The sequence below is a fragment of the Pseudomonas sp. KBS0707 genome, from assembly GCF_005937945.2.
Lineage (GTDB): Bacteria > Pseudomonadota > Gammaproteobacteria > Pseudomonadales > Pseudomonadaceae > Aquipseudomonas > Aquipseudomonas amygdali.
The window spans coordinates 867,038-877,390 of record NZ_CP041754.1 but is presented as its reverse complement, the minus strand read 5'-3'; the positions used below and the strand labels follow the sequence as shown (position 1 = coordinate 877,390).

The window sequence follows — 10,353 nt, the reverse complement described above, 5'->3', positions numbered from 1 at the left end:
CACGCCCCCCCCAGTTCATAGATCCATTTTGCAAAGCTACCGCTCCCTCAAACTCTCCAACGCATGCTGCTGCAACGGACTCAGGAAATACTCGATCACACGCCGCTTGTTGGTCTTCACTTCCGCCGTGACCGCCATACCCGGCGACAGCTTGATGTCCACACAATTCACGTTCAACGTGTCGCTGTTGAGGCGGATCTTGCTGCTGTAGATCAACCCGCGTTTTTCATCTTCGATGGCGTCGTTGGAGACACTGATGACTTCGCCGTCGATCGTGCCGTACTTGGTGAAGGTGAAGGTCTCGACCTTGACGGTGACAGGCTGACCGGCGCGGACGAAACCGACGTCCTTGTTTTCCAGCATGGCTTCCACTTCCACCGGCTGGCCGTCGGGGACCAATACCATCAGCGGTTGCGCGGGGGTGAGGTCTTCCTGGTAGCGGGCCTTGGTCAGGTCCTGATTAAAAGACGCAATCTTTTGATCGGCTTGCTGCAGCAGGTCGAGCATGGCGCGGCGGGTCTGGGCGACCACGCCTTCGCGACGACGCTCTGCTTCCTGGCGGGCGGCTGTGGATTGCAGAACGCTGGCTTGCTGTACGCTCAGTTGGCGTTCCAGGTCCAAGCGAGCCTGCTCCTTTTCCAGATAAGCGTGGCGGGCGATGTACTGCTTTTTCAGCAGGTTTTCATAGTCGCTGGCCAATTTGGTGGCGATGGGCAGGGTTTTCTGCAGGCTCGTGACTTGAATACGCGCCGCCTGAATGTCTGCCTGACGTTGCTGAATCTCGGCATCGACCAGGTCAAGGCTGCTGCGGTACTCCTGATACTGGCCCTGCAGCCAGCGCTCAGCCGCCAGCACATGCATCGGGTCGGCATCAACAATGGTGCCAGTCAGATCCCGAGGCGGTTTGCGCTGGTTGATTGCATCGAGCATGGCGGCCGCTCGGGCACTGTCAATACGTGCAGCCAGCAAATCACTGCGGACGCGTCCGACATCAGCATCGGCTGATTTGGAATCCAGCTCCAGAAGCAACTGACCGGCCTTGACCGATTGCCCGTCACGCACATGAATCGCCTTGACCACCGCCGTTTCACTGGACTGAATGGTTTTGGTCTTGCCGCTGGGGATGATCTTGCCGCTGGCGGTGGCGACTACATAAATCTTGCCCAGACAGGCCCACAGCAGCGCCAGTGCCGCGAACGCCATGATCGCCCACATGAAAATGCGCGGTGCGGGGTGGCTGGGTTTGTCCTGTAACTCCAGCGCGGCGGGCAGAAACTGCACTTCATGCGCCAGGCGCTTGGGCGCGTCCATTTCTCGACGCTGTCGCCAGGATTGCCGCCAGACACGGCGATAGCGTTGTAACAGTCCGCTGGATTCGGCGTTAGACATGGCTGCCTCCTTGCTGCAGGCGATGGAGGCGCGAGTAGTGACCGGCTTGATGCGTCAGCAATTCGGCATGAGTGCCCTGCTCTACAATTTGCCCGCGATCCACGACGACGATGCGGTTGGCATCGCGAACGGCAGACAGCCGATGCGCGATGATGATTACCGTGCGCCCCTTGCAAATGGCCTGCATATTCTGCTGAACAATGCGCTCGGACTCATAGTCCAGCGCACTGGTGGCCTCGTCGAAAATCAGGATGCGCGGGTTGCCCATCAGCGCGCGGGCGATGGCGATACGTTGGCGCTGACCACCGGATAACGACGCGCCGTGCTCGCCGACCATCGTGTCGTAGCCTTCCGGCAGCTCAAGGATGAAATCGTGGGCACCTGCCAATTTGGCCATTTGCATCACAGCTTCCAACGGCGCTCCGGCATCACTCAAGGCGATGTTTTCGCGAATGCTGCGGTTGAACAGCATGTTGTCCTGCAGTACCACGCCGATCTGGCGGCGCAGGGAAGACACGTCTGCCAAGGCCAGGTCCATGCCGTCCACCAACACCCGACCGCGCTCTGGTACATAGAGGCGCTGTAACAGACGCGTCAATGTGCTTTTGCCAGAGCCAGAACGACCCACCACACCGATGACCTGCCCTGGCGTGATAACCAGATTGATGCCGCGCAGAATCTCCGAGCCATCCGGGCGATAGCGAAAATGCACCTGATCGAACTCTATGCGCCCCTTGATCGGCGGCAATGCACTGCGGTTGACTTGCGAGAGTTCGTTGCGGGTATTGAGGATGTCGCCCAGACGCTGAACCGACACACCGGTCTGCTGGAAGTTGGTCCACAGCTGCGCAAGGCGCATGATCGGTTGCGCAACGCGCCCGGCGAGCATGTTGAATGCGATCAACTGCCCCACCGAAAGTTGGCCGTCAATCACCAGACGAGCGCCGAACCACAGCGTTGCAACCGTCACCAGTTTGCCTATGAGGGAGACACTTTCGTTGGCAATGGTCGACAGGTTCTGGGTTTTGAATCCGGCAGCGACATAACCCGCCAACTGGTTGTCCCACTTGCGAATGGCTTGAGGCTCCACTGCCATGGACTTGAGGGTGTCGATGCCGTTAACGGTTTCTACCAGAAACGCCTGGTTCTCTGCGCCTCGAGCAAAACTGTCGTTAAGGCGTTTGCGCAGAACCGGCGTAATGAGCACCGACACCAGAATGTACAGCGGCAGAGACAACAGCACGATCAAGGTCAGCCAGCCGCTGTAATAGAACATCACGGCAATGAACACGACCGAGAACAGCACATCCAGAAGCAGGGTGATGGCGTTGCCGGTCAGAAAGTTGCGGATGTTTTCCAGCTCACGCACACGCGCCACTGAATCACCGACACGCCGTGCCTGAAAGTACGACAGCGGCAAGGTAATCAGATGGCGGAACAGTTTGGAGCCCAGTTCAACGTCAATTCGGCTGGCCGTGTGCGCGAATATGTATGTACGCAGGCCGGACAACGCTGACTCGAACAGCATGACCCCGGCAAGACCGATAGCGATAACGTCGAGGGTGGTCAGGCCGTGGTGAACAAGCACCTTGTCCATGACAACTTGAAAGAACAGCGGCGTGATCAGCGAGAAAATCTGCAGAACAAAAGAGACCAGCATCACTTCGCCCAGCAACTTCCGGTATTTGACGATGGCGGGAATGAACCAGGTGAAATCGAAACTTGAGGACTCGCCCGGCGTGCCAGCTTCAGAACGAATAAGCAATAATTGCCCAGTCCAACGCGCCTGCAAGGCCTCGAAAGTCACCACTTCAGGGCGCTGAGCCAGTGGGTCGTGAATCAACGCCTTGCCTTGATCAAGGCGCGCAATTATAAAGATCCCGCCGTTGTTATCCGCGGCGATGGCAGGAAGGGGTGTGCGGTCCAGACGTTCCGCGGTGGTTTTCGCAGCCTTGGCTTTCAAGCCGAGCTTGCGGGCCGCAAGTAGCAGGCTATCTTGCGACAGGCACTGGTCAGGGCTGCCAAACTCATGGGCCAGTTGTTCTGGTGAAGCTGCCACCTGATGGAAGCGCGCAAGCATGACCAGCGAGGCCAGTCCGGTGTCGAGGCGAGGGACATTGTCAGGCGTCTGAGCGCCCATTTCCGAATCATTCATAGCGCTTCCCTGCCGACATGCCACTGGTAGGCAAATCTGATCATTTTGCCAAATAATGGCAACAAGCCATCTGTGACGCACATCACACTTTTAAAACTTAATGTATCCGGATTGAAACTATTCAGCTATGCAATCTAAAAATTCATCTAAACACCCGGCGGTAGAAAGTCCCTGGCCGGGTCGTAGTCCTGCTTTAGATAGGCCGCCAGTGCTCTAAGATCGTCAGGGCTCAGCGTGCCGGCAGCCTGTTTGAGCTTGAGGTTGTCGAGGATGTAGTCATAGCGAGCATCGTTGTAATCGCGAACGGCCGCGTACAACTGACGCTGGGCATTGAGCACGTCAGCGATATTGCGCGACCCCACATCTACGCCAACCTGGTTGGCTTCCACGGACTTCTGACCGGACACGATGCTTTGGCGGCGGGCTGCAATCTGCTCTATGCCGGCATTGATGCCGCGAAACGCATTACGCGTGTTCAGCACCACTTCGCGGCGGCGGTCTTCCTGTTCGTCTTGGCTCTGATAAAGACGCTCGGTGGACTCCTTGATCTGGGAGCTGGTCATTCCGCCGGAGTAAAGAGGGATATTGAGTTCAATACCAATGCTGCTTTGGGCAACGTTGTCGCGATAGCCATTAGCGCCGAAGTCAGTCGGGGTGCTGTAGCCAAAGCTGTCGTTGTCGCCCTTGCGATAGGACGCGACAGCATCAATGGTAGGTGCGTGCCCGGCCTTACGCTGACTGAGTGTCTGCTCGGCAGCACTGACGGCACGCTCGCTGGCTTGCAGCTCAAGATTCTGCCGCACGGCGATGTCGACCCAGGCACGGGCATCATTAGGTATGGGAGCCTCAATCGGCATCTGGTGCCTCATGCCTGCAATTGACGTGTAGCTGTGCTTGGTCAGGCGCTCCAGCGCTTCATAGGCATCATCCACTTTTCGCTGAACCAATTGGCGGTTGGCGCGAGCATTGTCATAAGCCGCTTGGGCGTCATACACGTCCGTGATGCTTGAAGCACCGTCGTCCAGTCGGCCCTGAGCCTGATCGCGCTGGCGTAACAGCGCAGCCTCTTCTGCCTGGGCGGCTGCGAACGCGTCCAGTTGGCGCAGCGTTTCAAAGTAGGCTTGAGCAGCGGTCAGCAGCAGGTTCTGCTCTTTGGCGGAGAGTTCAAGCTCCGCCTGATCCACGCTCGATTGCGCAGCCTTCAATTGAAACCAGCGATCTATGCGGAACAACGGCTGACTGAGATTCGCACGAAACGTTGTGCCGCTTCGCTCACGGCTTAAGGAAGGCTCGTCCCGCTCCAGACGGGTGACTTCAGACGTTGCCCCGGCGGTGAGATTCGGCAGCAGGCCTGCCCGAGCCTGAGGCACGGCTTCGCGTTGCGCGTTGTAGGCATGACGCGCAGCAGACAATTGCGCATCGTTAAGTGATGCTGCCTGATAAACACTCAGTAAATCAGCATGCTGCTTAGCTTGCTCTCGAGCGAACACAGTTTCGCCGCACGCACAGGCGCAGGTCAGGATCACCAGAACGAGCGGGGAAAAAGGATTCATCTACGTTCCATGCGAAAAGAACTCCTGAGTGCCATTAAATTGGCTTGTCATGAGTTCGGCGCAAATGAAGAAAGCTTTAGTCGGCTGAAAGGTTTTTTCGCTGACGCTCGAGGTCCGAGCGAAAAACTCCCGAAAACACCTCAGTCTTTGTTTATCACCTTCACATTTGGGCGGTAAGCTAGCGCCCTATGGATGACTCAGACTACCTACGCCTGTTGACGATCCAGGCCGAACAAGCCAACGCCTTTCTTTCCAATGCGCGGAAGTGGGAGCGTGAGCGTTGGGTTTGTCAGCGCCTGTTGCAGGGGCTGAACATTGCGCATCGCAACGAGGACTTCACGCCTGCCACTCAGGAGCCTCCGGATGTGCTGTTTCGTGACGGGCGTTTCGAGGTGTTTTTTGTGCTTGATGAAGGGCGTCGTCTCAATGACGAGTGGCGCGAGGAGCTGGCGCGACGACGTAGCGCTTTTTCGTTGAGCCAACTGGTACGTCGGGAAGCCAAGCCTAAACGGATTCCTGCCTCTGAACTGCTGCACCGACTCGCCCCTACCCTGCGCAAGAAATCCACCAATTATCGCGAACGCGGCATTGACCTGGGCGGGCTGGATATCATCGCCTTCGCCAGCCTCAAGCGCGAGGTGCTGGACCTCAACAGTCATTTTCCGCCACCGACCGAGTACCTGCGTCAGGGGTGGCGTTCGTTGTCGCTGGTGGGGCCGACCTTTGCTCGGGTATTGTTCGCGCATCCGGGCGCTCCGGACTTTTTGCGTACCAACCTGGGGCGCAGTGTCGTTTTCGATGTTGGAATCAGTTTATGAGCCCCTTGCAGGAACTGCTGGCCGATGTGCCTCAACAAGGCCGTGTGCGCTGGATTGGTGTGCGCCCGGAGTCGCGGGCCGAGATGATCGAACTGGACGCGGTGGAGGCGCGGCGCGAAGCGGGGCTGACCGGCGATCATTCGCGACCTGGTCCGCGCAACGCCCGGCAGGTAACGTTGATCCAGTGGGAGCATCTGGCGGTGGTCGGTTCATTACTGAACCGCGCGGCGGATAACCCCATCGTGCCGCAGGACTTGCGACGCAACCTGGTGATCAGCGGCATCAACCTTTTCAGCCTGAAAAACCGACGCTTTCGCATCGGCCAGGCGATTTTTGAAACCACTGGCTGGTGCCAGCCTTGTGCGCGTCTGGAGCAGCGCCTTGGTCGCGGAACCTTTCAGGCGGTGCGTGGGCATGGCGGAATCACTGCGCGAGTGTTACAAAGCAGCATCATCCGCCTGGACGATGTGTTGCAGGTAGAGCCGCTGGAAATCACTGATCCCTGGCCCCCTGCCCGTCAGCACGCTTGAGACAACGCATAAATTGAGCCGCCACCTGAACCCGGAACCGCAAAGGTGTGTCGAAGAGTACCTTCAGGCAAACCGGCATCCAGTCGAGCGCAGGCCGCTCCTGATCCCGGTGTTGCCGTGATGAACCCGTTTATTGAGCCTTCTGACGCTATGAGCTACCTTGCGCTCGCGAAGATCAGGCTCCCCGCGAATTCCTTAAACCTTCCGAGTAATCCTTATGACGCATCGTATTGTTATCGTTGGCGGCGGCGCTGGCGGTCTGGAGCTGGCGACCAGCCTGGGTAAAACCCTGGGCAAGAAAGGCACGGCCAGTGTCACGCTGGTCGACGCCAACCTGACGCATATCTGGAAACCGCTGTTGCACGAGGTCGCGGCCGGTTCGCTCAACTCGTATGAGGACGAGCTGAACTACGTGGCGCAGGCCAAGTGGAACAACTTTCAGTTTCAGCTCGGGCGCATGACCGGGCTGGATCGCGCCAGTCGACAGATTCACCTGGCCGAGACGCTGGATGAAAACGGTGCCGAACTGGTTCCGGCACGCAGCCTGGGTTACGACTCGCTGGTCATCGCCGTGGGCAGCACCACCAACGACTTCGGCACCACGGGCGCGGCGGAACATTGCCTGTTTCTCGACAGCCGCAAACAGGCCGAGCGTTTCCACCAGCAACTGCTCAACCACTACCTCCGCGCCCACGCCGGTCAGGCTGACAGTGCTCAGGAAATCACCGTGGCCATCGTTGGCGCAGGTGCGACTGGTGTTGAACTGGCGGCAGAACTGCACAACGCGGCGCACGAGCTGGCGGCTTACGGGCTGGGCCAGATCAAGCCGGAAAACCTGCGCATTACCGTGATCGAAGCCGGGCCTCGGGTGCTGCCTGCATTGCCAGAGCGTATCGGCGCGCCTGTGCACAAGACACTGGAAAAACTTGGCGTGACGGTGCTGACCAATGCCGCGGTGAGCGAAGTGACCGCCGACGGCTTGATCACGGCCAGCGGGCAGGTCATTCCGGCCAGTTTGAAAGTCTGGGCGGCAGGTATTCGTGCCCCGGCGTTTCTGCATGAGCTGGATGGGCTGGAGAGCAACCGGATCAATCAGTTGCAAGTGCTGCCGACGCTGCAAACCACCCGTGACGAGAATATTTTCGCCTTCGGTGACTGCGCCGCCTGCCCGCAAAAAGGCACCGACCGCAACGTCCCGCCACGCGCTCAGGCTGCTCATCAGCAGGCGTCGTTGCTGGCAAAATCGCTGCGCCTGCGGATCGAAGGCAAGACCTTGCCGGAGTACACCTACAAGGACTACGGATCGCTGATCTCGCTGTCGAGCTTCTCGGCAGTCGGCAATCTGATGGGTAACCTGATGGGCAGCGTAATGCTTGAAGGCTGGCTGGCGCGGATGTTCTATGTGTCGCTGTATCGCATGCACCAGATGGCGCTGTACGGCACCTTCCGCACCCTGATGCTGATGCTGGGCAGCAAGATCGGCAAAGGCACCGAGCCACGGATGAAGCTGCACTAAGGCCCGCCAGCCGAGAGGCGTGCGGGAACACACCATCGTGCCCATGCTTCGCGTGGGCATGCCCTTCTGCGCGCCCTGCGTCCTCTCTTGAAGTGACCTGTGCAGCGCAGTCCGCAAGAACACCATCGTGCCCATGCTCCGCGTGGGCATGCCGTTCTGGACGCTCTGCGTCCTCCTTGAATTGACCTGTGCAGCGCAGAACTTGCGACGCAGAGCGTCGTGAAATTCATTCTTACGCTGGAGCGTGAGGAACGAGAGGCGTGCGGGGAGAACACTATCGTCATGCCGCTCTGGACACTCTTGAGTGCATCTCGCTCTGCGCTGACTTGCAGTGCCCTGAATACCCGCTATTTTTAGTCTGACCGGGCTCTGCGCGATGCGATCGGACGGAAGGCGCTCGTACAGGTATCAAGTTCGTCTGCACCGCGCAGATAACCATTGAGTCGTGTACAACGCTGCACTGTTCAGGGATCGAACCCATGATGTCGAATCATTCCAGCAGTACTCCTGCGCAAAGTCGTCCGCATTTCATCTGGTTTTCTCTGATTCCCGTCATACCTGCCGTTGCCTGGATCCTCACGCAATCCGGTACGAGTACGACCAATCTGCTTGCTTGTGCGGCACTGCTCGCTATCGGTCTCGGTGCCTGTGCACTGGCTGCCCGCACCCAGCAGAACGACGTGCGTCGCGCTGTTGCCCAAGCGCTGGACCATCACCAGGCACATAACGCTCAAACCAGCACCATGGCCTCCCATGCACAGCTCAATGAAGTCTTTCTCGGTGCCATGCCGATCTGGGCCAAACAGGTCGAAAGTTCGCGCCAGCAGACCGAAACCGCCATTGTCGAGCTGAGCAGCCGCTTTATGGGGATTTCCGAACGCTTGCAGGAAACCGTGCAGGCCTCGCAGCACGCTGCCGGTGAGCTGGACGGTCAGAATGCCGATGGCGCTCTGAAAGTCCTGTCCCAGAGCGACAGCGAGCTGAGCCAGGTGATTGACTCCCTTAAAGCCACCCAGGCCAGCCGCGACCAGACGCTCTCCCAGGTTCGCAGCCTGACCGCCTACACAGGCGAGTTGCGCACCATGGCCGCGGACGTCGCAGCGATTGCCGCACAGACCAACCTGCTGGCCCTTAACGCCGCGATTGAAGCGGCCCGCGCAGGCGAAGCTGGCCGTGGTTTTGCCGTGGTAGCCGACGCGGTGCGCAGCCTGTCGAGCAAGTCCAGCGAAACCGGTCAGCAGATGTCGGCCAAGGTCGACATCATCAATAACGCCATCACGCAACTGGTGCAGGCCGCCTCCAGCGGTGCTGATCAGGACAGCCATTCGGTGGCCGCTTCCGAGCAAAGCATCCAGAACGTCCTAGAGCGTTTCCAGAGCATTACCGGTCGCCTGGCCGAATCCGCCGACCTGCTCAAGCAGGAGAGCTTCGGTATTCGCGACGAAATGACCGAAGTCCTTGTAAACCTGCAGTTTCAGGACCGGGTCAGCCAGATTCTCGCTCACGTACGCGACAACATCGACTCTTTGCACGCGCATCTGTTGCAGGCCAGCCAGTCTCCCGATGAGGCCGTCGCCATCGACGCCCGGCAATGGCTGGCGCGCATGGAGTCCACCTACGCGACCGACGAACAACGCCGCACTCACCGCGGCGAATCGGCAGCACAGCAGGATTCGCAGGAAATTACGTTTTTCTAGGAGTAGATCATGGCTAAAAGTGTATTGGTGGTCGACGATTCAAGCAGTGTCCGGCAGGTTGTCGGCATCGCGCTGAAAAGTGCCGGATACGACGTTATCGAGGCCTGCGATGGCAAAGATGCACTGGGCAAGCTGACCGGACAGAAAGTGCACTTGATTATCAGCGACGTGAACATGCCGAACATGGATGGCATCACGTTCGTCAAGGAAGTGAAGAAGCTGGCCAGTTACAAGTTCACGCCGATCATCATGCTGACCACCGAGTCTCAGGAATCGAAAAAGGCAGAAGGTCAGGCGGCAGGTGCCAAGGCGTGGGTCGTCAAACCGTTCCAGCCAGCGCAAATGCTCGCAGCGGTTTCCAAGCTTATCCTGCCCTGAGATCAAGGGCCATGGAGGCCAGCATGCCAACCCCAGACGACAATCAGGCTGACGCCACCCGCGTGCAGATCGACGGCGAGCTGACGATCTACACCGTGACCGAACTCGCCGCCCGTTTGCTGCCACAGATCACTGGTGCGGCGCGAGTGGAAGTCGACTTGTCGCAAGTTACCGAGATGGACGGTGCCGGCCTGCAATTGCTGGCAGTCATCCAGCGCGAAGCCGGCAAGACCGGGACCTCGCTGCGCATGACCGGGCAAAGCAAGGCAGTCACCGAAACCTTCGAGTTATGTAATCCCGGTGTCGTGCTGTAGCGC

General features: G+C 58.8%; 10 protein-coding genes. 7 read left to right on the top strand and 3 right to left on the bottom strand.

Annotation, left to right across the window (positions count from 1 at the left end; all coding sequences use genetic code 11):
• Positions 1-36 precede the first annotated feature (36 nt).
• The 3 genes from FFH21_RS04155 to FFH21_RS04145 form a co-directional block, all read right to left on the bottom strand.
• Positions 37-1,389: an HlyD family efflux transporter periplasmic adaptor subunit gene (locus FFH21_RS04155; protein ID WP_011167722.1), complete on the bottom strand. Its 1,353-nt coding sequence runs from the start codon at positions 1,387-1,389 to the stop codon at positions 37-39.
• Entirely contained in the window at positions 1,382-3,544 is a 2,163-nt protein-coding gene (locus FFH21_RS04150) for a type I secretion system permease/ATPase (RefSeq protein WP_011167721.1), read from the bottom strand. The genes FFH21_RS04155 and FFH21_RS04150 overlap by 8 nt, the downstream gene beginning before the upstream one ends.
• Before the next feature lie 146 nt (positions 3,545-3,690).
• Positions 3,691-5,097, bottom strand: coding sequence for a TolC family outer membrane protein (locus FFH21_RS04145; protein WP_011167720.1), 1,407 nt, complete (start codon positions 5,095-5,097; stop codon positions 3,691-3,693).
• A gap of 188 nt (positions 5,098-5,285) precedes the next feature.
• Here FFH21_RS04145 and FFH21_RS04140 point away from each other — a divergent pair, with 188 nt between their 5' ends.
• From FFH21_RS04140 to FFH21_RS04105, 7 genes are all read left to right on the top strand, one after another.
• Positions 5,286-5,915: a DUF1780 domain-containing protein gene (locus tag FFH21_RS04140; protein ID WP_003430735.1), complete on the top strand. Its 630-nt coding sequence runs from the start codon at positions 5,286-5,288 to the stop codon at positions 5,913-5,915.
• On the top strand, positions 5,912-6,445 hold the full coding sequence (locus FFH21_RS04135; protein WP_011167719.1) for an MOSC domain-containing protein: 534 nt from the start codon (positions 5,912-5,914) through the stop codon (positions 6,443-6,445). Before FFH21_RS04140 ends, FFH21_RS04135 begins: the two co-directional genes overlap by 4 nt.
• A 13-nt stretch (positions 6,446-6,458) precedes the next feature.
• A complete protein-coding gene (locus FFH21_RS04130; protein ID WP_080164415.1) occupies positions 6,459-6,566 on the top strand; it encodes a DUF3094 family protein in 108 nt (35 codons plus the stop codon).
• A 96-nt stretch (positions 6,567-6,662) separates the two neighbouring features.
• The gene (locus tag FFH21_RS04125) at positions 6,663-7,961 is read left to right on the top strand and encodes an NAD(P)/FAD-dependent oxidoreductase (RefSeq protein WP_011167718.1); all 1,299 of its coding nucleotides are present in this window, start codon (positions 6,663-6,665) and stop codon (positions 7,959-7,961) included.
• A gap of 479 nt (positions 7,962-8,440) precedes the next feature.
• Positions 8,441-9,658 (top strand): methyl-accepting chemotaxis protein, encoded by a 1,218-nt coding sequence (locus FFH21_RS04115; RefSeq protein WP_081002650.1) that lies wholly within the window; start codon positions 8,441-8,443, stop codon positions 9,656-9,658.
• A 9-nt stretch (positions 9,659-9,667) separates the two neighbouring features.
• The gene (locus tag FFH21_RS04110; protein ID WP_002553206.1) at positions 9,668-10,036 is read left to right on the top strand and encodes a response regulator; all 369 of its coding nucleotides are present in this window, start codon (positions 9,668-9,670) and stop codon (positions 10,034-10,036) included.
• Positions 10,037-10,059: 23 nt separating this feature from the next.
• Complete coding sequence (locus FFH21_RS04105; protein ID WP_005732323.1) at positions 10,060-10,350, top strand: lipid asymmetry maintenance protein MlaB; 291 nt, start codon at positions 10,060-10,062, stop codon at positions 10,348-10,350.
• The last annotated feature ends 3 nt before the right edge of the window (positions 10,351-10,353 follow it).

What these genes read in the sequence shown, in the direction of transcription:
- FFH21_RS04155 (WP_011167722.1), bottom strand. Translation starts at nt 1,389, where the DNA reads ATGTCTAACGCCGAATCCAGCGGACTGTTACAACGCTATCGCCGTGTC.
- FFH21_RS04150 (WP_011167721.1), bottom strand. Translation starts at nt 3,544, where the DNA reads ATGAATGATTCGGAAATGGGCGCTCAGACGCCTGACAATGTCCCTCGC.
- FFH21_RS04145 (WP_011167720.1), bottom strand. Translation starts at nt 5,097, where the DNA reads ATGAATCCTTTTTCCCCGCTCGTTCTGGTGATCCTGACCTGCGCCTGT.
- FFH21_RS04140 (WP_003430735.1), top strand. Translation starts at nt 5,286, where the DNA reads ATGGATGACTCAGACTACCTACGCCTGTTGACGATCCAGGCCGAACAA.
- FFH21_RS04135 (WP_011167719.1), top strand. Translation starts at nt 5,912, where the DNA reads ATGAGCCCCTTGCAGGAACTGCTGGCCGATGTGCCTCAACAAGGCCGT.
- FFH21_RS04125 (WP_011167718.1), top strand. Translation starts at nt 6,663, where the DNA reads ATGACGCATCGTATTGTTATCGTTGGCGGCGGCGCTGGCGGTCTGGAG.
- FFH21_RS04115 (WP_081002650.1), top strand. Translation starts at nt 8,441, where the DNA reads ATGATGTCGAATCATTCCAGCAGTACTCCTGCGCAAAGTCGTCCGCAT.
- FFH21_RS04110 (WP_002553206.1), top strand. Translation starts at nt 9,668, where the DNA reads ATGGCTAAAAGTGTATTGGTGGTCGACGATTCAAGCAGTGTCCGGCAG.
- FFH21_RS04105 (WP_005732323.1), top strand. Translation starts at nt 10,060, where the DNA reads ATGCCAACCCCAGACGACAATCAGGCTGACGCCACCCGCGTGCAGATC.